This is a genomic window from Actinomycetota bacterium, assembly GCA_030650795.1.
Lineage (GTDB): Bacteria > Actinomycetota > Actinomycetes > S36-B12 > S36-B12 > UBA11398.
This window is the reverse complement of sequence record JAUSDJ010000031.1, coordinates 192,918-215,587: the sequence shown is the minus strand read 5'-3', so window position 1 is coordinate 215,587 and position 22,670 is coordinate 192,918. Positions and strand designations below refer to the sequence as shown.

Here is a 22,670-nt window from a genome sequence, read left to right as displayed (position 1 = left end):
GCATTCAGACACTTCGGTCGAATGGCGCAATCTTCATGGCAATGCGCTCACTTGTAGCGAGAAGTTCATGGGCCACTCGAAGGCTTTCGGTGAGGTCTGCTTTGTCGGCGGTGTCCTCACCGAGCCGGGCTGGGTACTCATCCTTGTTTCGATCGCTGCGAATCCGACGAACGCGAGCCATCTGCGGACCAATCTCAGGATGGTGCCCGTATTGAGCCTCGATCGCCTCAAGGACATTTAAGTGGTGACCCTTTGCACCGCCAGCGCGCAATCCTTGGGCTTGAAGAACGCTTGAAAGTGAAAGCCGGATGGCATCCCACAGCGGCGACGCGCATTCACCAAGGTCATCGGCATCCAGTGAGCGCACAACAGATCGCAAGCGACCATTGGCCTTGTCGATCAGCTCGGTTGCGAGCTGGATCGAGACTGGAACGCTCTCGAGCTGATTGGCTCGCAACATCGACGCAATGATTTCTGCGTTGCGCGGCAGATCATTTTCTGTTGTCATCAGGCTTCACTTCGAATAGTGGGCGTTCCTTCAATGCCGCAAAGAACGGATCAGCATCGCTGGTCCACTCTCGTTCGCTGAGAGTTCTTGTGTTCACTTCGCGCCCGAGTCGAGATTCGGCACGCGCTTCGGCCTGGAAAACCTTGTCGCGATCGGGATTGCCGATGAGCAGTACGTCGACATCGCGCGGAAGCGCGCCGCGCACTCCGGCATTGCGTGATGCCCAGGAGCCATATATGAAGCACCGCTCAACACCAGCAATTGATGCAAACTCGCCAGCTACAACTGCGGGCGGGCCATAGGAGGCGAGTGCGAGTGTGCGCAAAGCAGCAGCCACTTCGGAATGTTCAATGATCGACACCCAGCGGATGTTGCCCTCACGTTTGCTTTCAAGCAGACCCAGCTCATCAAGCCGGGCAAGCTCTCGACTGACAACAGCTCGACTCACACCCACATTCTGGACGAGTTGAGTGACATTGATCCGATCGTGCAGGAAGAGCGCAGCCAGAAGGCGTGGCAGTGTTGCGCTGGCAAAGAGTTGGGCCAATGGAGGAGTGGGACGCCGTCCGGATTTCGAGGCCATATGGCATGGTCCTATGTATCAATAAACAAGTCAATAGTGGATGGGGAAAGAATACATAGATATGACGACTTTTGAGGGGCTTCTCCACGGTAGCCTTGGGCCGAATCTGGATAGTAAGCGGAGGCTCCCGGTGGTTGAGTTGGTGAAGTAGCGATGCAAGACCAGTTGACCGGTCTCGCCAGCCGCGACGCCCTGCTGGCTGAGTTGGGCCGCGCGCTGAGTTCCAGTCGCCGTTCAGGTCGAGCAACTGCAGTCCTGATGATTGGACTGGATCGATTCACCGAAGTCAATGAAGCGCTTGGTCGCCGTGTTGGTGATGAACTTCTTCGCGCGGCCGCCGAGCGAATCAAGGCGACCGTTCGAGGCAGTGATCTCGTTGCTCGTGCAGGCAGCGATGAGTTCTTGGTTGTCATTCGCGAACTGAGCAACCCCACCGAGCCTGTTCGTGCGGCCATGCGCATCATCAATGAATTCCATGATGCGCTTGAAGTCTTTGGCAATTCACTATTCACCACTGTCAGCGTTGGCGTGGCAATTGCGAGTGATCAGAGCGAACCCGAGATTGTGATACACGAAGCCGAAACAGCGATGGCCACTGCCAAATCAGAGGGTCGCGACCAAATGGCCTTTTTCAACTCGGATATTCAAGCTGCGGTGCTTGCACGCGTCACAGCTGAAAATCAACTGAGCGCTGCACTCGAGCGAGAAGAATTACACGTTTGGTACCAACCCGAGATCGATCTCGAATCTGGAGAAATCAGGGCAGTTGAAGCACTGATTCGGTGGCTTCGTCCGGGTTGCAACATGCGACTTGCTGAAGAGTTCATTCGCACTGCTGAGGACACTGGTCTGATTCTGGAGATTGGCAGTTGGGTTATCGAGCAGTCCTTCCATCAGGCTGCCAATTGGGCGATTGAGCATCCAGAACGGGCACTGCTCGTGCGCGTCAATGTTTCGGCATTGCAACTGTCGATGCCGACATTGCTGGACACCATGGATCGAGCGCTGATTTCCAGTTCGGTTCGCCCCGAACTGTTGTGCTTTGAAATCACTGAGACTGCTCTGCTGCGTCCAACCCCCACGGTGCGAGCAAATGTCTTTGGCATTCGCGACCGTGGAATACGGATTGCCATTGATGACTTCGGTACCGGCTTTGCGTCATTGGCCTACTTACGCGAATACCCTGTAGATGTTGTGAAGATTGACAGGAGTTTTGTGGCCAACGTATTGACCAGTGATATTGACCGACGCCTGATTGCTGGGATTGTGGCCTTGGCCCGAGAATTCGGCCTTCATGTCACTGCCGAGGGAGTCGAGAACGCAGATCAGGCGGCATACCTCAGATCAGTTGGCTGCCCGAGCGCACAAGGTTTCCTCTACTCCGAAGCTGTGCCGCCAAGCCAGATCAGTGAGCTCTTCAAGAACGTCTATCTGCATTCTTGATCGAACACAGGCGGCAGGTCCACGATCAGCGCATTCGTGAGCTACAACAATCGCAACACTTCGGCGATGACGAGCTCGGCAGCATCGTCAATGTCGAACGCAGGCGGCCACACTGAGACGAGTGCATCCAGGTCTGATCGGAACTGTGCATTGTTGAGCTTCTCCCGCAGGTTTTCCTCCGCGAGGGTCGCTGTGAGGCCAGCGGGGCGGTAGGGCCCGAATGCTCCGACAATTTGTGACCCCGGCATCTGAAGTTCGGTGAGGCCGAGCCACATGTCAAAGAGGTCGCGACCCTTCCTTCGTTGATACAGAGCCCGGATCTTGGTAGCGAACAACTCGGCCACCGCGAAGGTGTGCACTTCCGCGTTCCCAGTGAACCACTCACTCTTGACGGCGAAGGGCATTCTGATGGTGGGCAATGCTGGCGATGTCTCGTGAGTGTTGATCTCGACTTTGATGCGCAGGCTCGCGGCGCGGTCGATTCAGCACGAGTTGATGAAGGCATGTGCCACCGCGAGAGACGAGTTCGTTGCTGAGCATCGGATGGGCTGCAAGCTCGACAATGAGTCTGGCCAGCACAAGATCCTGCTCCACGGCCACCAAAGTCGGCCAGGGTCGATCCACTGCCCAGGCTTGAATCACTGCTTGAGGAATCACAGGTCAGGCTCCACTTCGACATTCTCGATGATTCCCCATTTCTTGTTCGCCTTGCCGCGTCGTGGCCCGCTGGCATCGAGCATGTCAACTGACCTTTTCCCCTCGGTCGTTCGACTGTTGACGAACTCCTGGAGGGGCGCTGACAGCGTGGTCGTCTCAACGAACTCGGCGTCGCGGTCGAGCAGCCAACCGAGCCTGCGGGCCGTGGCGAGTGGGTAGGACGAAGCGAGGGCCACCAGCGTCTCAGCGTCGAGTAGTTCTTCTTGCACGAATTCACCGATGACAGTGGCAACATTGAATAGCGCACCTGAGTCGCGTGGCCGATCGACAAGGTCCAACACCGTCGTCTCAGGAGAGGAAACACGCACTTGTGAAGTGCGTGAGTTCTTGAGAACGACCGGCGTGTGACCGACATCGACGCGCTCGTAGAAGCGAAGCCGGACACGCTCGATGTCACGATTTGCGAGGGGGCGATCGACCATCACCTGGAACACCTGCGGGCGCTGGTGTGCGGCGCCATGCAGTTCTGCAGCCGACAGCAGTCCGACGCAATACGACCTTCCGAGAAAGCCCATCATCTGATCGATGAAGTCCATGGCGGGCACGACGCCCCAGCTTGAATACTCCGATGGTATGGGGATGTAGAGGCCGGGAGTGGGAGCGAAGAAGTGGCCCGCAGCGCGAGTCCGCCTCATTGCCTCACGAGCCGAACCGCGCGTGAGTCCCGTCAGTGCAACGACCTCATTGAGCGTGAGTGCGCTGATGCCACGTCCGACAATGTCATCGCGAAGGCGCGCTATCGGTACTGCGGAAAGCGTACGCATCGGGCATCTCCTGTGTAAAGAACCTGCGTGAAAGCATATCAGAAATGTTTCAGACTTTTTTTTATACACACTTCAAGGTCGGTGTTGTCCTATTCACCCCTACAGAGTGGGGTGAGCTCTCGAACACCCACGGCAGGTCCACGATCAGTGCACCAAAGTCTGAAATGGTGGACCAGTGAGCGCGCCGGTGATGAACGACCTGAAAGCGCTGACTTCCCGACTCCATCCGCGGTGGTTCATCGCTCCTATCGGAGTCCTCTTTGCCGCGGCAAGCAGCTTCGTCCTCATCGGCATTCCCATCTGGGCGGCCTGGCTCACCACAGAGCACGGTTCAAATGGACCGCGTGAGCTCTTTGATCTCATCGGCGGGGCTTGGCTCGGCATCCAGAATGTGCCGCTGAACAACGGCAGCGTGAAGTACTCGATCCTGCCATGGGGCCTGGTGATCATCGTGATCTTCGCCCTCTACCGTGCTGGCCTCATGCTCGGCCGCGCCACCAAGCGCTCTGGCAGGCTCGAACTTGGCATCCTTCTCGCCGTTGCAACGCTGACCTACGCGGTCGTGATGGCCGCGGTCGCAGCGATCACAGCCACCCCGGGGCTGCAAGCCCCCACAGGCCAAGCGGCGCTCACAGGGGCTGTGATCGCCGCTGTGACCTTCGCGGTTGCCCTCGGCAGGACAACTGATCAGGGCAGGGCCTTGCTCAAGCTGATCCCCAAGGACATCTGGACTGTCCTGCGAGCGGGAGCAGCGGGAATGCTCGGCCTGCTCGGTGCTGGCGCCGTACTGGCACTGATCTCGCTGATCTGGCACTTCTGGCAGGCCCGCGAGATTCTGGAGTTCCTCGATGCTGGAGTCTTCGGCGGCCTGCTCATCGTGATTGCCTGCATCGGCTACCTCCCAGTGCTCGTCCTCTGGTCCACCGCCTACCTGCTTGGGCCAGGCATCGCTATCGGACCGGGCATTGGCCTGTCGCCGTTCATGCCCACGCCACCACCGACCGAGCTTCCTGCCTTCCCGCTGCTGGCCGCGCTGCCAGAGCGAGTCGGGCCGCTCGCCTGGGGTCTGCCGATCATCGCTGTGATCATCGGTGTTGGCGTTGGTATCACTTGCGTGCGAGGCGGACCGCTGCCAGCACTCATGCGCCTCGCAAGTGCCACAGCTGCCTGCGTAGTGGTCGGTGTGGTGATTGGTCTACTCACTTCGCTCAGCGCCGGATCACTCGGGGACGTCCGCCTGCTCAGCATCGGACCGGACCCCGTATTCGTTGGTCTGCTTGCCTTTGGCCTCACCGCGATCGGAGCCGTGCCAACAGCCCTCGCGCTGCGCACGGTGCCACCGCCAGAGGTTGAACAGCCGCGAGACAAGTACTACAACGCCGAGCCGACTCCAACAGGCGATGACGCTATGCCCGATGCGCAGCCACAGGCCAAAAGCCCATCGGCAGAGACAGCTGGGGCGAAGAGCGTCCAAGATGTGGAAGCATCAGCCGCTCCAGACCACGAGAGCGAGCAGATCAATGGATAAGCCCGACGTTCGAAAGGCTCTGATCTGGGCCTTTGACACCTTTCGCGCGAATGCGGTGCCACTGCTGGCTCTGGCCGCCGTGGTCATGGTCACCCAGTTCATTGCGCAGGTCGCTCAGCGCCTGTTCAGCGAAGCAGGCGCGGGCGCCTTCGCCCTGCTGATCCTTACCTTCGTCTTTCTTCTGCTTTCAGCGTTCGCCGCCATCGGCGTTGATCGCGCAGCCCTGCGCACCACCCAAGGCCACGAGCCGAGTTTTGCGGACATGCTCACCATGCAGAACCTTGGCCGCTACATCCTGTTCGTGCTCGCCTACATCGCACTCACCATTGTTGGCCTGCTCTTGTGCATCCTTCCGGCCTTCTTCGTGATCTTCTTTCTCCAACTTGGCCCCTTCTTTGTGCTCGACAGGGGATCAAATGTCGGACAAGCCATCAGATCGAGTTTCGAAGCCATTCGCATGAACATCGGCCCAGCGGCGATCATGACCATCCTGAACGTCATCGTGAGCCTGTCGGGCACCTTGTTCTTCGGTGTGCTGACACTGCTGACCTTGCCGTTCACGGCCCTGTTCACTGCGCACATGTACCGACAGTTCAATCACGAACAGATCGCGCCTTGAGTTCGGATCGCTGAACTGTGCCTAAGCGACTCATCCTGCATGTGGGTCTGCCGAAGTGTGGATCGACGTCATTGCAGGACGGATTCGCACGCTCAACTGAAATCCTGGCAGCGCATGATGTGAGCTTCGTGCGACTTCGTCCCACCAAACTTGTGCAGACTCTGGCGAGTGGGCAACGCCCGCGACTCTGGCCGGACATCATCGGCGAAGATCCGGCTGAAGTTGTGATCCTCTCATCAGAGTTCCTCTGCACTTTGGATCCCGCAGGTATCGATGGACTCATGAACGGAATCGCGCATCACTTCGATTCGATCACTGTCGTATTCGTCCTGCGACTACTCGAGGATTGGACCCTCTCGCGGATGAATCAACGCGCGCAGGCTTTGCCCGCGCGGCCTTCCCAGCAGAAATCGGAGCAGCTCGATGTCCAGCTCGATGTTGGGGATCTCGATGTCTGGCTCAATGTGTGGTCCACGTGGGCCTACGAGCAAAGCGCAGAGCGTGACATTGTTCTGCTTCCGCTGGTCGGCGAGGAGCCGCTCGCTCAGCGATTCCTCGCGGCATTGGGCCTGGCGCACGTGGAGTTTGATCCGCAGGCGCTTGGGATGTGGTCAAATCGGAGCGTCTCCACTCGGGCGCTCGATCTCATCGAAATCACGAGAAAATTGGGCGACTTACTGAGTGCCAGACAAGGCCTTGATTCGATTCGGAGCGACGCCGAGTCCTACGACTACATCAAGCGGATCATCGCTCTCGCCAAACAATGGGATCGGCCAGTTGACGAGCGGCCCAGCCCCAAGGCAGTGCGCGAAGCGAACAAGGCTGCGGGCAGGCTTCGGTTGGCATTGGAAGAGACATTGGAAGAACCGCTGCGGAGTGAGGTGCTAGCACTTGTTGGCACCCGTGCCGCATCCCGAAGGGCGCGAAAAATCAAGGCCGCTGAAGTCGCAGCCACTGACTGACCAGGTTCATGCCGCTGGGGGCTGTGGAGGAGAAGCCGAGTCAAGAACGAACGAGGTACCTTCGACGATGCCTTTGCAGACGGCATCCAGACCAGTATCCTGCTCTGGAGCAAGCGATTGGCGCGCGGGCACGACCGCCCAGTACAGCGGGCGGCCTGGTCCGGGATGGGTAACCCGTTGGAGTGCGCGCACCGGAATCATGCGCCGCAGGAACAGGTGATGCGCGTATCGAAGCGCACGATCAGTGTGCTCGGGGGCAATCCCGTCAGCGAAGGGAAGTTGATCAAGGACCCTTTGGTACTCAGTTGATGTCTCCACGTCGATAGAGAGTTCCTTGCCTCGGATCCACGCTTCACCCACGGTGATCACCGGCCGACCTTGAGCCAAGGCCTCGACTCCAACTTTTGTGCCATACACAATGACGACGTTTGCCAGATCGACAAGTTCATAGGTGGATGTTGGAGAAGTGGAATCCACGAAGCTCACGTTCTCTGGGAGGTGAGCGATCGGCAGGATTTCGCGAAGTGGATCCTGCGCTGGCAGGAATCCGGTCACCTCGCCCGGATGCGCACGAATGACGATTTGGAGATCTGGCCTGGTGCGTGCCCACTCGATGGTGTGCAGAAGCCAGTCGGTCTGCGATGCGAAGGCGCGCCCCTCAAAATGGATCTGGGCATCCCACGAGACATTGGGCAGCACCAGCACCAATGGTCTTGGATCCAGCACGACTTGGGGCAATGACTCTGCCAAGGCAGAGGCTTGCGCCGAGCCGAACCGAATCCAATCGCGTGATCCTGTGCGACGTGAGTCCAGGTATTCGCGCGTTGCCTGCGCACGCTGCGGAGTCCACTCAACGTCTGCCCAGTCGGCAGGAGTCTCGGCCAGCATTGTTCGGTGGTAGGTATCACCATGGGCGAAGAGCATCGATGATTCCGGGTAGCCGGAAGTCCAGGTGACAACCCGAACTCCTTGCGTTTTGGCGGTCTCGACGACGACGCCCTGAGGCACATAGATGCCGTGCTGCAGCACGATGACATCTGGGGCGAGGTCTTCAATCATCCTTTGCGTTGCTCGACAGGTCAGCACCGCAGCGCGCAGATAGCGCAAGAGGATCCGTTGACTCTCGGGCCCATCAGCGAGCACTGCCCGCGCCTCGAACCGAAGGGCTCCCGCTCGGGCATGCTGCCCGATGGCGATGTCGTCGAGAGTCAGTGATGCCACGTCCAACGCTGACTCGCTGAGTCGCTCGGCCTCAGCGTGATCCTCGGGCAGGATCCACTTTGAGAGAGAGTGCAAGCTGGCCCCGGCGGACTCCAATGCGCGCACGCCTGTTGCCGTGCATTGCCTGCACATTGATTCTGACGGTCCGGCCGATGCCATCCTGCTCGGTGCGATCACGAGGTAGCTGCATTCGATGCAGGCCGGAAGAGCTCCGTCGCACAGCACTGCATCGACGTGATGGCCTCGCACGGTGAGTGCCGCTGCGAGCAGGCGTTCGACATTCATGGCCTGCAGATTTCCTCCTGCCATGGTCGCCAGGAGCACGCGGCTTCCGTTAGGACTTTCGTGCGCTGGCAGTCCGAGGGCTGACCAGTTCGGGAGGTAGCGGCGACTCGCGTGCCTGCGCGCAAGTGGGCGCAGGAGTGCGCGCACGCGTTCTCGCATGTGCTTGACGGTATCTGACCTACGCGTTGACGAAGGCCTGCACACGGCTGGTGATTGACGCAGCATCGAGCCGATGGAAGGCCAAGGCTTCGTCGTTAGTGCCGCAAGCCTGCTTGCCTTCGACGCACACATGAAGCCATGGCACTGCAATGCCTGCTTGCACGAGCGCGCCCGCAACAGTGGAGCCGAAGCCGCCGGAACGCACATGGTTCTCGATGACCACAAGTGGCTTGCCAGGCGACACTAGAGAGGCCATCCAGTCGGGGTCCATGCGATTCAGCCAAGGAGTTGCGGCCACCGTTGCCGAGATCCCAAGCTCCTTGAGCGCATCGCTTGCCCGAAGGGCCTGCAGCACGAGCGGCGCTGACGAAGCAAACAGGACCACATCGCTTCCTTCGCGCAGCACCTGACCCTTGCCGATGTCGAGAAGGTCTGGCTCTGGGATCTCCTCGAATGGCAGTGGCACGCTGCAGATGCGCAGGTAAGCAGGTCCGTCATGCACATCAGTCAATGTCGCGACGATCGAGGACATCTGGGAGGGATGGAATGGCTCGGCGATCAGCATGCCGTTGAGTGCATTCATCACGGCAACGTCGGTCACGGCTTGGTGGCTGTGGCCTGGTCCGGCCGGAATGATGCCGGCCAGTGCGCCGACATAGAGCAGGTGCGTGCCTTCAGAGGCGTTGTTCAGGATCTGCTCGTGCGGTCGGGTGGTGAGGAAGCAGGCAAACGAGCAGGAGATCGGAAGAAGCCCGCTCAGCGCCAGCGCGCCGGCCTGCGAGACCATGTCCTGTTCGGCGATGCCGCACTCGATGAATCGCTCCGGGTATTCGGCCGCGAATTGCACCAGCCCGAGATCCTTGCGCAGGTCGCCATCCAGCACCACGACATCAGCGCGGCGTGCGGCCATGGCACCGAGGGCGTTGGACCAGGATTCCACGAGCGTGGTCGGCTTTGGAGCGACCGGGCGATCAAGCAGAACAGTCTCGTAGGACACTTCACCCAGGCCCAGTTCGCCAACGAGGACTCCTGCGCGAGCTTGCAGTTCGGCCAATGCCTCCAGGTACACCGGAATGGCGGGTGCGCCGGAGTGGAAGGCGTAGAGATCCCCGTCCGGAGCGAAATCCTCCATGAATGAGACACCCTTGCCCTTCACTGTGTGAGCAATGAGCACGCCTGGTCCTTGTGCATCGCGCAGTTCAGCGAGGGCACTGGCGATTGCTTCGACGTCGTTGCCATCGCAGGCGCGAACGTTCCAGCCGAAGGACGCGAACTTCGCTTCGATGTCGCCAAGGTCGGAGACCTTGCTGACCCAGGTGTCCGACTGAATCCGATTCCAGTCGATGATCGCGGTGATCGATGAGTAGCCGGCATTGACTGCGCCTGCGAGGGATTCGTAGATCTGCCCTTCTTGCAGCTCACCATCGCCCAGGAGTACATATGTAGGCAGTTCTGCGCCCTTGAGGCGGTCGGCGAAGACGAAGCCCTTGGCCTTGGAGATGCCCATGCCCAGCGAGCCGGTGTTCGTGATCATGGAAGGAATGGAGGTGTCGGGGTGGCCGGGCAGACCATCGAGGCGCCGCAACTTGGTGCGGAGGCTTTCATCGATTCGACCCAGGCCGATGTTCACCGCATACATGGCTGGCGCATCGTGTCCTTTCGACGAGAAGAAGCGCCCAGGATTTGGTTGTTCAGTGTGATGCGCGAGCTCGCCAGCAAGCACCCACGACATGATGTCGACAGAGCTGAAGCTTGAGCCGATGTGCCCTGACCCGGCCATCATGATCATGCCCAGAGTGTTGATGCGCGAGAGCTCTGCGAACGCAGTGACGCGTTGTGTAAGTGGGGCAGGTGCCGCGAGGACTTGAGACAGAAAGGTCTGTGGCACAAAGCAAACATCGGCGGTCGGCACTAGTTCATCCCCTGATCTTGATACGGCGGTTGCAGGATTGTCGGCAGGACTGAAGGTTCTCGGGCAACGAGATCGGCGAGCAGAGTCCAGTCTGCCGGGAAGTTGAGATCCATGCCCTCGGGGCTTGGGGTGATCCAAGCCATGATTCGCGTACCGGCAATCGAACCGAGCTCGCGTGCGGTACGGGTCCAGAAGATCTCAAGGCTCGCATCCTGTACATAGACCTCGGGGAGGGTGTCGTATGGCCGACTGTGCGCCGGAACGGCATCCTCCAATACCGGCAGAAGTGGGCTCATGCCGAGGCGATCCTCATCGAGCACCCACATTTTCGCCGGGTGCTGCTCGCAGCGAGTGACCGCACGAATCGAGTCATAGCCATCGGACTGGGTGAATTGATCCATCGCCTGGCGAATGGACGCAGGCTGCCGAAGTGGGCTGGTTGGCCGCAAGAGCGCGCAGACATCTGGCAGTTCACCCTCGTTGTCCAGCCAGTCGAGTGCGTGGAGTACCCAGAGGATGTCTGCGGAGTCAGACTGGGACAGTTCAGCCGGGCGCAGGAAGGGCGCCTCGGCTCCGTAGTACGTCGCCACAGCGGCGGTCGGGGCATCATCGGTGCTGACAATCACGCGGTCGAACACTCCTGATGAGATCGCACTGGCAATCGTGTACGCGATAACCGGATGCCCAGCCAGCAGTCGCGTGTTCTTTCCGGGGATGCGCTTGCTGCCAGAGCGAGCGGGAATGAGGGCGACTGCCGTCATCTCGGCTCGCGAGTGAGCACTGCCACTGTGCGCAGTTCGGTATAGAAGTCGAAGACCTCTGTGCCGCATTCGCGGGTGCCATTGCCAGACGAGCCGAAGCCGCCGAAAGGCATGTGCGGCTCACTGCCGAATGTCGGCCCATTCACTACAGCCATGCCGACCCGTGCGGTTGAAGTGAAGTGAAATGCGCGATCCACAGAGTCGGTCCAGATCGCACCTGTGAGTCCGTACTCAGTTTGCGCAGCCAGGGCAATCGCCTCGGCAAAACTGCCAACTCGGTAGAGATTGGCCACCGGCCCGAACACCTCTTCGACCGAGATCGGATCGTCCGCCGGCACATCGGCCAGGATGGTGGGAGCGACAAAGCAGCCACCTGCAAGTGAGCCGGGGACTGAATCTGGTCCACCAGCGAGAAGCGTTGCGCCCCGCTCGGCCGCGCCCGAGACGGCAGCGGTGATGCGCGCGACGGCGATTTCGCCGATGACCGGACCAACCGAGTCGTCTTGTCCGTGCAAGGTCAGGGCCGAGGTTCGTTCGAGCAGCAGTCTGGTGAACTCCTCGTACACACTGCCCATAACGATGATGCGGCTGGTGGCGGCGCACCTTTGGCCAGCATTGGAGAACGCCGAGGCCACAGCAGCGTCGGCTGCAGCGGACAGGTCAGCGTCGTCGCACACGATCATCGCGTTCTTGCCGCCAAGTTCGACGGCTGCACGAATGAGGCGGCCGCCTGCGCTGGCAAGAATGCCGCGCCCAACAGCCGCACTCCCAGTGAAAGAGACCAATTCGATTTTGGACTCAACCAACGTCGAGCCGGTGCCCGGGCCGCTTCCCTGAATCAGTTGCAGGGCCGAGGCCGGGACTCCGCAGTCAAGGCAGATCCGAACGAACTCCACCGCGGAGAAGGGGGTGTGCTCGCTGGGCTTGAGGATTACTGAATTTCCAGCCAGCAGCGCTGGAAACACCTTCCAGGCGTAGTTGGGAACCGGCGTATTGCTCGCGGCGATGAGTGCTCCTACGCCGATGGGTGCTCGCCACGTTGAGACTTGTTTGCCAGGTATCGCACTGGTGGTGGTGCGGCCGTAGAAGCGCCGGCCCTCTGCTGCTGTGAAATAGGCGAGCTCAATTGCACCACGCACCTCGCCGCGCGCCATGGCCAAGCTCTTGCCAGTCTCCAGATGCACGAGGTGCGCCAGCGTCTCGATCCGAGCGTCGAGCTCGCGCGCGATAGCGCGCAGCAACTCACCACGGAATACCGGTGTGGTGGCGGCCCAAGCAGCCTGACCGGCGCGCGCGGCAGCCAGCGCCTGATCGATTTCTGCAGCACCGGATTCGACTCGCTGTCCAGCGAGAGTGCCATCTGCCGGGCCGAAGCGATCAACAAGTTGGGCGTTCGCGGCGACAGTGTCATCGCCGTCGATGATGTTGCAGCCGATCAGGGTCGTGGTCACCATGCGTGTCGACCTCCATCCACCAGGAGTTCGGAGCCCGTGATGTAGGACGAGGCATCAGACGCGAGGAAGAGCAGAGGGCCCTTCAACTCTTCGGGCTCGCACAGTCGATGCATGGGAACCGTTGCGCTAAACTTGCGGATGAACTCGGGATCCTGACCGCCGGCCACTCCGCCTGGACTGAGGGTGTTGAAGCGCAATCCGGTTGGCGCCCAATGGACCGCCAACCAGTTGACGAGATTGCTGAGCGCGGACTTGGAGGCGCCATAGGCAGGCGGCTTGAGAAAGGCAGGCTCGGTCTCGATGTGGTCATACAAAGTGGCCATAGGGGCGCTGGAGCCATACATGGAGCCAACGGCAATCACCGAGCCCCCAGGGAGCATGGAGGTGCTGAAGACCTGCATGACATTGAAGGCCCCGATGACGTTCACTTCGAGGATTCTGCGCATCAACGCGACTGGAAACTCGCCCAAGGCCCACGTGGCGGTGGCACCGGGTGGGGTGTCGATCCCGGCGTTGACGACAAGGACATCGATGGCTCCGACGTCGGCGATAACGGCGTCGCGCGCTGACTGGACTGAATCAGGGTCCGAGACGTCGCAGGAGCCAAGCCGAATCTGACCGCTAGCGGTATCGATCAGTGACTTCAGTCGATCACTCGGTGCCCGACCTGGCTCACAGAGCGCCGTTACGGTTGCGCCGGCCTCGAACAACGCCTCGATCCAGATCGGACCTAACTTTCCATCGGCTCCGATGACGACGGCCGATTTTCCATCAAGTCTGTCCATTCAGTCAGCAGAGATGAAATCGACGAAGTTGAGGTCCTCGTAGCACACGACATCGCGCGCCAAGACGCGTCCGTACATCCGGTGCGCCTCGTCCGGCGCAATGCCATTGCCAGGGGAGCGGAACTCGATGTCAGACAGATGCAGGATCTCGCCTGCCTTGAGATCGCGTGCGGCCACGGCTTTCTTCGCCATCTTGGTCACGGCCGGCAGTTCGAGGTCAAGGGGCTCCTTGACACTTGACCCCATCGCCAGGCGCGTGCGCTCAAGATCGCGAACGAGCTTGCGCATGCCCTCGGGCTCGAGGCTGAACGCGTGATCGGTGCCCTTCATTGTGCGATCGAGGGTGAAGTGCTTCTCGATGACACGCGCGCCCAAGACGTAGGCGACATTGGACATGGCGATGCCATTCTCATGCCCGGAATAGCCGATGACCGCATCGGGAAAATGCTGCATGTAGGACGGAATGACATTCAGATTCAACTGGTCAAATGGTGCCGGGTATGAAGCGATGCATTGGAGAATCGCGAACTCGCTTGTGTGGGCTGAGACCACATCGTGTGCTGCCTGTACCTGCAGCATCGTCGCTCCGCCAGTGCTGAACACGACAGGCAGCCCGGTGGATGCCGCGTACTCCTGCAGGTGGTGGCTGCGGATGTCGCCAGAAGCAATCTTGATCGCGGGGATGCCAACATCGACGAGGAAGTCCACGCTAGGGATGTCGAAGGCGGTAGACCAGAACATGATGTCGAGTGATTCGGCGTACTTCTTGAGCGCGTAATACTCGTCTTTGCCGAATTCCAGTGCCTCGCGGTGTGCTCCATAGGTATCGGCGTAGGCATTGGTGCTGTTATATGTCTCGTTGAAAACTGAAGGCGTGTAAAGGGATTTGTTGTCGCGCTTCTGCAACTTCACGGAATGCGCGCCAGCACGCTTGGCGGCATCAAAGAGCGCCATGCACTTTTCAAGACTGCCCTGATGGTTGTGTCCGATCTCAGCAATCACATGAAAGGCGCCGTCGCCCTCAGTCTTCAGGTCCTCAATGAAACCCACGATGCCTCCTTTGGGCTGTCGGCAAGTGCCGAGCAAGCTCGCTTATTGCGACAAGCACACCCTAGCCGCACAAGATTGCTTCCGGGTTTCGCGGTCAGTGGTAAGGAGTGAATTCGCGCTACGGCGGCGGGGCTGTGCCGCTGGTCCTTCGTCCCCGGTCAGGCGTCGTCGGGCCTCTCCATAGTTCGCCTTTCGCCACGCCTTGCTTGATAGAGTCCGTTGCCAAGCGACAGTGAGTCTGCAGATGGACGGGTTCCCCGAATGCTGACGCCGAGCCAGAGGGGGCATGATGAAGTACCCGTCCGTCGCCTCTCAGTTGACCGCTCTATTCGGAATTCCTCAAGCGAAGGCCGCGACTGTGGTGTTCGGCCCCTTTCTCGGCGAGGTCGGATTCGAGACCCTCTATTGGATACCTCAAATAACTACACTCGCCACGTCAGGAGCACTCGACGGCCATCGCGTTGTGGTGATGAGCCGAGGCGGGACTGCAGATCTCTACCGTGCTATCGGCATCCCGTTCGAATACGTGGACGTCCTTGATGTAGTGAGCCCGGAAGAATATGTCGCGCGAGATACCCAGCGTCTGATTGATGGCGGATTGCGGGCAAAGAACCACAAGACGGGCACAAGTGACTGGGAGTGGCAACTAATCTCATCAGCGGGTCTGGCTGGCAGTCACGTCGTAAGCGCCGATCTCATGCACGTTGCGATCCGGCGCTTTGGATCCCGGGCACTTACCTTTCCGCGAGCGGCTGTCGTCCGTGTCGAGCGGACGGATAACGTGATTCTGAAGTTCTGGTTCGGGGCGCAGATGAAAGCCACCACCGAAAACATGCGACGCGTGAGTGAGATCTGCAAACAGGCTCGCGACGCAGGACCTGTCCTGGCGATCGTCAATCGGCACACACTCGAAGACTCGCGGCCGTTCGCGAAACCGTCGAAGAACCTCGGCGTTGATGAACCATTCTCCCAGATCTGCGCGAATCTCGACCTGCCTACTGCTGACACGGCGAGCGAGCGTACGAACATCGCCGACCAGATCCAGTTGCTGGCAAGTGCCCGAGCCTTTAAGGGTACCTATGGGGGGTTCTCATACCTATGCCTATATACGCGAACACCTGTGATGACGTACTACCGCAACCCTGCCATCGTTTTCAGCCGCCACTTCTCGGTGTTGGCCGAGGCGTTGGCCTCGGCAAACACCAAGACCGTGAAGCGAGATCCGGGGCTGCCGTTCTCGATACAGTCGATTGCGTGACCGACCGTGGCGCTCCGGCCGCGTTAACCCGGGGTCGGTCGGATAGCGTTCGGTTCGTCGCGACGTCCTATGGACGTGCAGGGTGGGGTGGTTCGATGAGCAGGAAGTTCGCTGTCGTCAGCGTGGGAAATCACAAGTTCTACATGATTCGACCCACGATCCCTGACGGCGAACCGTATCTGCGATCACCCAAGGAGTCGTTCACCGTCGACTGGTTCCTGGCCTGTTCGGCGCAGGCAGGCCCGATCTGGGATATCGGGGCCAACGTAGGCGAGTTCACGCTGCTCGCGGCGAAGGCGAGCGGCGACCCATCCCGGCTTGTCGCCTTCGAGCCGAATCCATATGTGCGCAAGGCATTGGTCGCCAATATCCGCCAGAACGGTTTCGAAGATCAGGTCCTCGTCGTGCCGAAAGCGGTGGGTTCGCAACCTGGCATCGCACAGTTGTTCGTGGGCAGTCACGAGAGCTACTACGGAAAGGCCAGGGTCGCGTCTACGAAGGCGCGGACGAAGGCCAACGATCAGATCGTCGAGGTTCCTATCACGACGGTTGATGAAATGGTGGCGTCCGGGCTGCCCGCCCCCCGGTACCTCAAGATCGACGTTGAGGGTCACGAGGTCGAGGTGCTGCGCGGAGCTTCAGCCACTCTGAAGGGCGTCGAGTCCTGCCTAATCGAGGTTGCGGGCGCCAACGTGCTTGAGATCCGTGAATTGCTCGGGCGGCACGGCTTCACAGATGTGACGGTCGATGCTCAGCGGATCAGCAAGACGTCGGGCGACGTGCGGTCCGAGTACATCACAGTCAGGCGCTAGCGGAGCCAGTCTTCTGCGAGGCTGGGCGATGTCGCAAATCGGCCGCGGGTCCTTCCTTGGCTACTTGGGCCATTGGCTTTCCGCCCTTCTTCTTGACCGGTTCGGGGAGCATGAGTGCGGCTAATTCAGTCGCGTGATTCTGCACCGTCCATGTGCGGAACCTGGCCTCGGATTCCGCTATGGGTGTGGCCAGACCGGCCAGGAAACTCTTCACCCGAGCGTTGACATAGCGTTCGGACCTAGGTCCTGCGCGCAGGATAGTAAGCGCCTCCTGGGTGAGCTTGCGGACTCGCTCGGCGGCTTCGGGTTTCTGCTGTTGCAGTCGGTCCGAAAGGGTCGCTTCGAGGTCATCGAAGAAGTGCACGAGAAGGCGGCTGCGCAGGTCCTCATCGAGACCGAGCTCGCGGGGCGTGCGGTGGTGGTCCCCGGACGCCAGGATCTCCGCTATGAATTGACGAATCTCTCGGAGATGCCTTCCGTTCGATGTTCGCTCGTCCTCGGGCCACTCCTCTTGAGCCCAGCGAATCGCGTCATTGAGAACGAGGTAGATGGCAAGATCCCGCTCAACTGGTGACCGATTGACGGCAAGCGATGTGACCTGAGGCCAGCTGTCTGGCAGTGGCAGGCCAGCCGAATTCATGAATGCGGGAATCAGACCTTCTGCCGCGTGGAGGTCCACTAATCGGATGGGACTCCCGATTCGATCCTCGGCCTCTGGCGCCATCCAGGTGCTGAACCACTTCTCCACGGCAGGTCGCTTGGGAGAGGCGGTCCCCTTCAGGGACCTCAGTCGCTGTTTCTCTTTGCTCACCGCCCACTCGCCTAGCGGCCGTACGATGATGACGACCTCGATAGTCACGTCGCGGGAACGGAGTTCGTCGAGAAATGGGTAAAGCGTGTCCGAGCCGATTTCGATAAGGGATTCGTGGGAGACGACCACATGAGTGGGATTATCGACATCCAGGAGGTCGTCCAACTTTGAGATGACCTGTGCTGGGAGCCCAGAAGTGACTCCCTCTGGCTGGATGTACCCAATGCCACTGGAGCGGAGCTCGTCCTCGTGGGCTCGGAAGTAGGTTTGGATCGTCGTGCTGCCAGCTTTGGGCATGCCAGGGTGGAGCACGACTTTCATGTGCCCTCCGTTTCGCTACGACTTCGTGTCATCCGCCCGAGGAATCATATTCGGTGCGATCAGCGGGGTGGAGTTTGGACGACGTTATGCTGCCGCAGTCGAGCTCGAGTCGGACATATCAAGTCGTGTTCGTCTGCTGAAGGGGAGGGGGCGTGGGACAGCCCATGAGGATCCTTTGGGCCAACTCGGCGGGTGCGTCGAAGTCTGTGAACTACCTTCGCTGGCTCCATGGCGTCAGCAGCGTTGATGGCCGGAACGTGGAGCACATACGCATGGTCCTTCCGGAGGGGAGCCCGCTCACACTCAGCGCGGCAAGAATCGCGGCGGTTTCGGCGGGAAGGGAATTTTACTCCGGCGAACACGATGGCTCGTACGCGCTTGACGAGTCTTCTCGCGCCGATGAAGGCCTGATCAACGCCTATTCCTACCTCACCCATCTCACGGCGTCCTCCCTGTTCAAGGTCCATCCCAGCCTCGCCATGTCTCGGGCATACCGCGAGACCTTCCGGCGGCGCCTGTCGAAGGCGCTTCGGCTGAGGCTTCGCCCGACTCTGGCGTCAAGTGCCGAGATTGACCTGCAGAACTTGGACGCCTTGTTTGAGAGGCTCAATCGCTTGTTGGGGGACAAGGCATCCCGTGATCACGTAGCGGGAGTGCGGCAATTGCGGCGCTTGGCCGAATGGCACGCTCCGCAGGATCCAGGGTTGGAGCACGTTCTCGAATTCAGCGGTGCCGACTGCGTGGTGGTGTCCAAGCTGTACTTCCCGACAGAGACCCATGTTATGGATGTTCGGGTTGCACTAGCGGCCCGAAGGCGGGGCACACCCGTGGTCATGATTCCTTACAGTTGGGACAACGGCACAACCAAGGGAACGACCAGCGTCTCCCCGGACGGTGCGGTGTATTGGAATGCCACCTTGGCTGAGGAAGCGGCCAGACTGCACGGTCTAGACGTGCCATACAGAATCGGCGGCGCCTACCGGTTCAGCGAGGCACATCGTCGGTACTTGGACGCTGTCCGGGATGCGAGGCCCGCTGACCCGTACGACGCCACAGTGTTGATTCTCGGATCTTCAGGCAGCATGGGCCAAGGCGAGCCGGAGGTGCTCCTCGCGGCCTGCCAGGAGCTCATCGGTGCGGCCCAGCATGGGGGTGTGCGTCTTCGGGTAGTGATGCGTAAGCATCCGAAGCACCCCCCAATGACTCCGGAGGTGGCGAAGGGTTTCCAGGATCTCGCACCCGACGTCACGGTCGACGTCCGCGGTCAGATCGAGAACCTGGCGGACGCCATCATGGCCGCCGATGTGGTGATCGGAGTGAACTCCAGCGCCATACTTGAGGCTGCGCTCTCGGGCAAGTCGACAATAATCCTTGTGGATGGGAAGTTCGATGTCTGGCAGCGCAACGCTCCCCACTTCCAGTACCTGCTGGACTCGGGGATGGGTACGGCCTCAATTGCCGAATTGCCGCATCGAGTATCCAGCCTCATTGAAAGCCGAACAGAGGATCCTTCCTCGGCGGCATTTGTTCGGGACTTCCTGGGAAATCCGGCAGGCCCACCCGATGCCCGCGAGCGTACGGTCGCAGCCATTGCGGAACTCGCGACGGAACTTGTCGCCGGACCAGTGCGAAGGATCGGCGCCAGCCCTCAGTCGGCGAGTCCGGCGCTTGCGATCGACGCCTTTGTTCGGGACAGCAACGATCTGCTGGAAGGACAGTACGGACTTTGAGTTCGGAGACGGGGTAGCCCGAAACCGGTGTAGGACTTGACGTCTTCTGACGAGATCGTCGTCATCGTGCGCGAACTCTCCACACGACGGAGACCAGCCGCTGCCAGGAACGCGGGACTGCGAGCGCCCGATGACACGTTGGTCGTGTGATCGACGCCGACGATCGTGCGGAACTTGATCGCCTCGCTATCCAAGCCGAAGGTCTGCGCCGATCACCGGGCGCGTCGTGGTAGGCAACGTAGGTTGAGTTATCGATGGTCAGGAGCTGGTATCGGCCAACGCACCGTGCGGAGACTGACCACCGTCGAGGAGCGACGGGCGATGGTGTTTCGGAAGCTCTTCATTCACAGTGGCACGCTTGCTGCCCGAGCGCGGTCGTCTCTATTCTCCGCCGAGCTTCTGGACTGCGACTCAGGGCTTCGCCAGCAGAATGGTGCGGGTCACGCCGGTGGGGGCGACGGCGGAACTCTGATAATGGTCGCTCAGGTACGAGAGCGAATGTGGAGTGGTGTCCGCCGCGTCGACATCGAACCAGGCCCCGTAGGCGGCTACGGCGTCAGCGACAGCAGAGTAGTTGCCGTACTGGTGGATAGCCCGGGGGGTGAATTGCAGGACCACTGGCACTCCGAGCGCAATACACTTGAGTGCTCCCTGCAGTACGGCCCCTTCGGAGCCGCCCGTATCGATCCAAACGAGGTCGCGCGCGGGGTCAAGATCCGGCACCACTTCATCGAGCGAGTTCAAGGCCACCCTTACTGCTTCCGGTCGGCTGGCGTAGGTGGAGAAGGAAGGAAAGATCCGGGAGGCGGAGGAGTCCTTCCCCCTGACGAGGAATCCGAATTCATCGTTGATCCCTCCGAGGGCTTGGGGGCTGACGCGCATGCGGTCCTCGACGCCGTTGAGCGCGATGTTCGCCCGCAGGAGCCTGAGCGCGTCATCGTCGGGCTCGATCGCGAAAGCGCTCTCGGCGACGCCTTGGCGCAGCGCGTGGATGCTGACGCTGCCAATGCCGGCCCCGACATCGATGAGGGTCCGAATCGGTAGATCCAGTCCTGCGACACCTGCGGCGAATGCAAGTTTCTCGCTGCCCGCGCCGCCCTTGACGAATTCTGTTCGGCCTGTGCCGCGATCACCGATGCGAACGATGAGTGGAACATCGCTAGACGTGACGGCAAACTTCTGCCCGATGGCCACCATTGAATCCCACGTGCCCTTGCGGTTTAGAAGCTCGGCGGGCATGTCTCGCCGCCCGCAGGAGTCACATGCTGGTGTCTTCTTGAGCCGACGCTTTTCACGCTTGAGGTCGTCCAGGTCGTTCATCGGTTCCTTCCCTCCTCGGCCAATACCCGTGCCTCCCCGGAGGCTGGTTCTGGCCTGTGGCCCGGTTCGAGCAGCACTCTAACTGTTGTTGCCCAGTGGCGAGAACCAGGTTCACTTTGCATGCCGGGCGGCCGTTTGAGCAGCAGACCGACACATGTCGGAGGCAGATCCGCGAGGTGCTGCATGGTGTCGTCTACTAGCGCGGCGGCGCCGACCTCCTCGGCCAATGCCGCCTTCGTCCTTACCGGCGACGAGTGATCCTGGGAGGTGAACAGTGCTTCGTTGACCTCCGGAAAATAGCGGCGTAGCCACGCTCGCGTCGCCTCGCCTTCGAGAGCCTCCCTTCGACTCGTGCAGGCCATCAGGGTGTAGGTCTGTTCCAACACGCGCAGCGCAGAGCGTGCGTTGCTTCGAGGCGGCACCGTGGCGATCACGGCCGGGTCGTTCACAAACTGAACGGCGAGCTCGCGGTGTCCTGATCCAGCTGCCGCGCCGACGTCGTACGCGCGCTTCAGCACCGGGTCGAGGCCGTATCCCCGCCTGCATGCCAGCCATCGATCGTACGCGTCGGCGAAGGGGAACAGCACTTCGTCTAGGTCCAGAAGAAGGATCGGCCGTGTGCCCTCTGGCCGAACGTTGCCCGCTGTCATCGTCTACGTCCCCGGGATCCTTCGTCTTCGTCATCCTGCGTGTCTTCGTCGTCAGTGTCGTCTTCTTCGTCGAGCGACCCGATGGCACCGAAATGCCACAGGACCAGGCAGCTGGCGACGGTAAGGAGCGCGCTCACCCCGAGAGTCCAGACCGGCGCGGTGTGCGTCCCGACGTTTAGGGGAAGGAAGATCCACGGGAGCCAAGGCAGGCACTGGAGGGCTTCGAGGAGCGGTGCGGGCACACTCAGAACGCTGGATGGCGAGAAGACAAGCATCCCGAGGGCGAATACGAACGTCATGGACAGCATGAATACTGGTCGCACATCTGGATGATCGGCGGCCTCGATTCGTGCTAGGACAGGCAACAGGCAGATAGAAACGACGTAGGTCACCAGGACGCCCATAAGGACTGTGAACACGAACACTGGCAGCAATGCCAGTCGCGGGCTGACGATGACCCAGACGACAGCGCCCAGGATCAAGACCGGTGTGACTTCTATAACTGCGCCGTTTGCCCCGGCGAGATCTACCACCCTGAGTGTGCCGAACTGTTCAGGTGCAGGACACGCACGCCTGTGATAGCTCGCTGCCCAGTGTCGGAAACGATACGCGCGCGCCGCGATCCGGGCCAGGCTCGCAACCACAATCACCTGTGCGACCAGCACCGCGTTGCCAGATGCCCCGGCGACCGCGACGAGGGGTGCGACGATCATCAACTGGCGGACGGCCACCCAGATCCATGGATGCCGTGTGTGCCCCAACGATCGCCGTAGGACGATCAGCGCGAGCAACACCGTGGTCTCGGCGAGGCGATGCGGCGAACGCTCGAACGCATACGGCCCGGAGTGTGCCTGGATCGGGTATCCGGCCAACTCCGGGGGTATCCGCGGAGCGCGTGGACGTCCCTTGCTGGTCTGCACGGGCGCGTAGCAAAGAGGCAGTTCCTCTGGCGGCGTCGCTCCGGGAGACTCGACGCCACACTCGTGCGCATACAGGCGGGTGGCGAACCACGTGGTC

At 60.6% G+C, this 22,670-nt stretch carries 22 protein-coding genes; 7 read left to right on the top strand and 15 right to left on the bottom strand.

Translation table 11 applies throughout. The features are described from left to right. Positions 1 to 4: 4 nt before the first annotated feature. Together Q7L55_10360 and Q7L55_10355 are read right to left on the bottom strand one after the other, a co-directional pair. On the bottom strand, positions 5 to 508 hold the full coding sequence (locus tag Q7L55_10360; GenBank protein ID MDO8732953.1) for a hypothetical protein: 504 nt from the start codon (positions 506 to 508) through the stop codon (positions 5 to 7). After that, on the bottom strand, positions 492 to 1,091 hold the full coding sequence (locus Q7L55_10355) for a winged helix-turn-helix domain-containing protein (GenBank protein ID MDO8732952.1): 600 nt from the start codon (positions 1,089 to 1,091) through the stop codon (positions 492 to 494). The genes Q7L55_10360 and Q7L55_10355 overlap by 17 nt, the downstream gene beginning before the upstream one ends. A 153-nt stretch (positions 1,092 to 1,244) precedes the next feature. Between Q7L55_10355 and Q7L55_10350 the strand changes: the two genes are divergently transcribed. Then, positions 1,245 to 2,534 carry a bifunctional diguanylate cyclase/phosphodiesterase gene (locus Q7L55_10350; protein MDO8732951.1) on the top strand — a complete coding sequence of 430 codons (1,290 nt, stop codon included), beginning with the start codon at positions 1,245 to 1,247 and terminating at the stop codon, positions 2,532 to 2,534. Between the two features lie 41 nt (positions 2,535 to 2,575). On the opposite strand, the gene Q7L55_10345 is transcribed toward Q7L55_10350, so the two are convergent. From Q7L55_10345 to Q7L55_10335, 3 genes are read right to left on the bottom strand one after another with little or no spacing between them, the layout of a single operon-like run. After that, entirely contained in the window at positions 2,576 to 2,938 is a 363-nt protein-coding gene (locus Q7L55_10345; protein ID MDO8732950.1) for a nucleotidyl transferase AbiEii/AbiGii toxin family protein, read from the bottom strand. Beyond that, the gene (locus tag Q7L55_10340; protein MDO8732949.1) at positions 2,916 to 3,191 is read right to left on the bottom strand and encodes a hypothetical protein; all 276 of its coding nucleotides are present in this window, start codon (positions 3,189 to 3,191) and stop codon (positions 2,916 to 2,918) included. The genes Q7L55_10345 and Q7L55_10340 overlap by 23 nt, the downstream gene beginning before the upstream one ends. Then, positions 3,188 to 4,015 (bottom strand): type IV toxin-antitoxin system AbiEi family antitoxin, encoded by an 828-nt coding sequence (locus tag Q7L55_10335; GenBank protein MDO8732948.1) that lies wholly within the window; start codon positions 4,013 to 4,015, stop codon positions 3,188 to 3,190. The genes Q7L55_10340 and Q7L55_10335 overlap by 4 nt, the downstream gene beginning before the upstream one ends. Before the next feature lie 175 nt (positions 4,016 to 4,190). Between Q7L55_10335 and Q7L55_10330 the strand changes: the two genes are divergently transcribed. Genes Q7L55_10330 through Q7L55_10320 form a run of 3 tightly spaced genes read left to right on the top strand, consistent with a single transcriptional unit; the run spans position 4,191 to position 7,124 of the window. Continuing rightward, on the top strand, positions 4,191 to 5,543 hold the full coding sequence (locus tag Q7L55_10330) for a DUF6350 family protein (GenBank protein ID MDO8732947.1): 1,353 nt from the start codon (positions 4,191 to 4,193) through the stop codon (positions 5,541 to 5,543). Then, complete coding sequence (locus tag Q7L55_10325) at positions 5,536 to 6,162, top strand: hypothetical protein (GenBank protein ID MDO8732946.1); 627 nt, start codon at positions 5,536 to 5,538, stop codon at positions 6,160 to 6,162. Before Q7L55_10330 ends, Q7L55_10325 begins: the two co-directional genes overlap by 8 nt. 17 nt (positions 6,163 to 6,179) lie before the next feature. Beyond that, the gene (locus Q7L55_10320) at positions 6,180 to 7,124 is read left to right on the top strand and encodes a hypothetical protein (GenBank protein MDO8732945.1); all 945 of its coding nucleotides are present in this window, start codon (positions 6,180 to 6,182) and stop codon (positions 7,122 to 7,124) included. A gap of 6 nt (positions 7,125 to 7,130) precedes the next feature. On the opposite strand, the gene Q7L55_10315 is transcribed toward Q7L55_10320, so the two are convergent. From Q7L55_10315 to Q7L55_10290, 6 genes are read right to left on the bottom strand one after another with little or no spacing between them, the layout of a single operon-like run. Further along, positions 7,131 to 8,789: a capsule biosynthesis protein gene (locus Q7L55_10315; protein ID MDO8732944.1), complete on the bottom strand. Its 1,659-nt coding sequence runs from the start codon at positions 8,787 to 8,789 to the stop codon at positions 7,131 to 7,133. Positions 8,790 to 8,808: 19 nt separating this feature from the next. Further along, the gene (locus tag Q7L55_10310) at positions 8,809 to 10,701 is read right to left on the bottom strand and encodes a transketolase C-terminal domain-containing protein (protein ID MDO8732943.1); all 1,893 of its coding nucleotides are present in this window, start codon (positions 10,699 to 10,701) and stop codon (positions 8,809 to 8,811) included. Then, complete coding sequence (locus Q7L55_10305) at positions 10,701 to 11,462, bottom strand: acylneuraminate cytidylyltransferase family protein (protein ID MDO8732942.1); 762 nt, start codon at positions 11,460 to 11,462, stop codon at positions 10,701 to 10,703. Before Q7L55_10305 ends, Q7L55_10310 begins: the two co-directional genes overlap by 1 nt. Continuing rightward, a complete protein-coding gene (locus Q7L55_10300; GenBank protein ID MDO8732941.1) occupies positions 11,459 to 12,916 on the bottom strand; it encodes an aldehyde dehydrogenase family protein in 1,458 nt (485 codons plus the stop codon). The genes Q7L55_10305 and Q7L55_10300 overlap by 4 nt, the downstream gene beginning before the upstream one ends. Then, complete coding sequence (locus Q7L55_10295) at positions 12,910 to 13,701, bottom strand: SDR family oxidoreductase (protein MDO8732940.1); 792 nt, start codon at positions 13,699 to 13,701, stop codon at positions 12,910 to 12,912. The genes Q7L55_10300 and Q7L55_10295 overlap by 7 nt, the downstream gene beginning before the upstream one ends. Next, positions 13,702 to 14,751, bottom strand: coding sequence for an N-acetylneuraminate synthase family protein (locus tag Q7L55_10290; protein MDO8732939.1), 1,050 nt, complete (start codon positions 14,749 to 14,751; stop codon positions 13,702 to 13,704). A 289-nt stretch (positions 14,752 to 15,040) separates the two neighbouring features. Here Q7L55_10290 and Q7L55_10285 point away from each other — a divergent pair, with 289 nt between their 5' ends. Together Q7L55_10285 and Q7L55_10280 are read left to right on the top strand one after the other, a co-directional pair. Then, a complete protein-coding gene (locus Q7L55_10285) occupies positions 15,041 to 16,009 on the top strand; it encodes a hypothetical protein (protein MDO8732938.1) in 969 nt (322 codons plus the stop codon). 95 nt (positions 16,010 to 16,104) lie between these two features. Continuing rightward, positions 16,105 to 16,821: an FkbM family methyltransferase gene (locus Q7L55_10280; GenBank protein ID MDO8732937.1), complete on the top strand. Its 717-nt coding sequence runs from the start codon at positions 16,105 to 16,107 to the stop codon at positions 16,819 to 16,821. Here the strand turns inward: Q7L55_10280 and Q7L55_10275 are convergent. Beyond that, positions 16,811 to 17,953 carry a hypothetical protein gene (locus tag Q7L55_10275; GenBank protein MDO8732936.1) on the bottom strand — a complete coding sequence of 381 codons (1,143 nt, stop codon included), beginning with the start codon at positions 17,951 to 17,953 and terminating at the stop codon, positions 16,811 to 16,813. The genes Q7L55_10280 and Q7L55_10275 overlap by 11 nt on opposite strands. Before the next feature lie 152 nt (positions 17,954 to 18,105). Between Q7L55_10275 and Q7L55_10270 the strand changes: the two genes are divergently transcribed. After that, complete coding sequence (locus Q7L55_10270; GenBank protein ID MDO8732935.1) at positions 18,106 to 19,683, top strand: hypothetical protein; 1,578 nt, start codon at positions 18,106 to 18,108, stop codon at positions 19,681 to 19,683. A gap of 411 nt (positions 19,684 to 20,094) precedes the next feature. On the opposite strand, the gene Q7L55_10265 is transcribed toward Q7L55_10270, so the two are convergent. From Q7L55_10265 to Q7L55_10255, 3 genes are read right to left on the bottom strand one after another with little or no spacing between them, the layout of a single operon-like run. Further along, entirely contained in the window at positions 20,095 to 21,003 is a 909-nt protein-coding gene (locus Q7L55_10265; GenBank protein ID MDO8732934.1) for an FkbM family methyltransferase, read from the bottom strand. Beyond that, complete coding sequence (locus Q7L55_10260; protein ID MDO8732933.1) at positions 21,000 to 21,653, bottom strand: hypothetical protein; 654 nt, start codon at positions 21,651 to 21,653, stop codon at positions 21,000 to 21,002. The genes Q7L55_10265 and Q7L55_10260 overlap by 4 nt, the downstream gene beginning before the upstream one ends. Then, positions 21,650 to 22,573, bottom strand: coding sequence for a hypothetical protein (locus Q7L55_10255; GenBank protein MDO8732932.1), 924 nt, complete (start codon positions 22,571 to 22,573; stop codon positions 21,650 to 21,652). Before Q7L55_10255 ends, Q7L55_10260 begins: the two co-directional genes overlap by 4 nt. Positions 22,574 to 22,670 lie beyond the last annotated feature (97 nt).

What these genes read in the sequence shown, in the direction of transcription:
- Q7L55_10360 (MDO8732953.1), bottom strand. Translation starts at nt 508, where the DNA reads ATGACAACAGAAAATGATCTGCCGCGCAACGCAGAAATCATTGCGTCG.
- Q7L55_10355 (MDO8732952.1), bottom strand. Translation starts at nt 1,091, where the DNA reads ATGGCCTCGAAATCCGGACGGCGTCCCACTCCTCCATTGGCCCAACTC.
- Q7L55_10350 (MDO8732951.1), top strand. Translation starts at nt 1,245, where the DNA reads ATGCAAGACCAGTTGACCGGTCTCGCCAGCCGCGACGCCCTGCTGGCT.
- Q7L55_10345 (MDO8732950.1), bottom strand. Translation starts at nt 2,938, where the DNA reads ATGCCCTTCGCCGTCAAGAGTGAGTGGTTCACTGGGAACGCGGAAGTG.
- Q7L55_10335 (MDO8732948.1), bottom strand. Translation starts at nt 4,015, where the DNA reads ATGCGTACGCTTTCCGCAGTACCGATAGCGCGCCTTCGCGATGACATT.
- Q7L55_10325 (MDO8732946.1), top strand. Translation starts at nt 5,536, where the DNA reads ATGGATAAGCCCGACGTTCGAAAGGCTCTGATCTGGGCCTTTGACACC.
- Q7L55_10315 (MDO8732944.1), bottom strand. Translation starts at nt 8,789, where the DNA reads ATGCGAGAACGCGTGCGCGCACTCCTGCGCCCACTTGCGCGCAGGCAC.
- Q7L55_10305 (MDO8732942.1), bottom strand. Translation starts at nt 11,462, where the DNA reads ATGACGGCAGTCGCCCTCATTCCCGCTCGCTCTGGCAGCAAGCGCATC.
- Q7L55_10300 (MDO8732941.1), bottom strand. Translation starts at nt 12,916, where the DNA reads ATGGTGACCACGACCCTGATCGGCTGCAACATCATCGACGGCGATGAC.
- Q7L55_10295 (MDO8732940.1), bottom strand. Translation starts at nt 13,701, where the DNA reads ATGGACAGACTTGATGGAAAATCGGCCGTCGTCATCGGAGCCGATGGA.
- Q7L55_10285 (MDO8732938.1), top strand. Translation starts at nt 15,041, where the DNA reads ATGAAGTACCCGTCCGTCGCCTCTCAGTTGACCGCTCTATTCGGAATT.
- Q7L55_10280 (MDO8732937.1), top strand. Translation starts at nt 16,105, where the DNA reads ATGAGCAGGAAGTTCGCTGTCGTCAGCGTGGGAAATCACAAGTTCTAC.
- Q7L55_10275 (MDO8732936.1), bottom strand. Translation starts at nt 17,953, where the DNA reads ATGAAAGTCGTGCTCCACCCTGGCATGCCCAAAGCTGGCAGCACGACG.
- Q7L55_10265 (MDO8732934.1), bottom strand. Translation starts at nt 21,003, where the DNA reads ATGAACGACCTGGACGACCTCAAGCGTGAAAAGCGTCGGCTCAAGAAG.
- Q7L55_10260 (MDO8732933.1), bottom strand. Translation starts at nt 21,653, where the DNA reads ATGACAGCGGGCAACGTTCGGCCAGAGGGCACACGGCCGATCCTTCTT.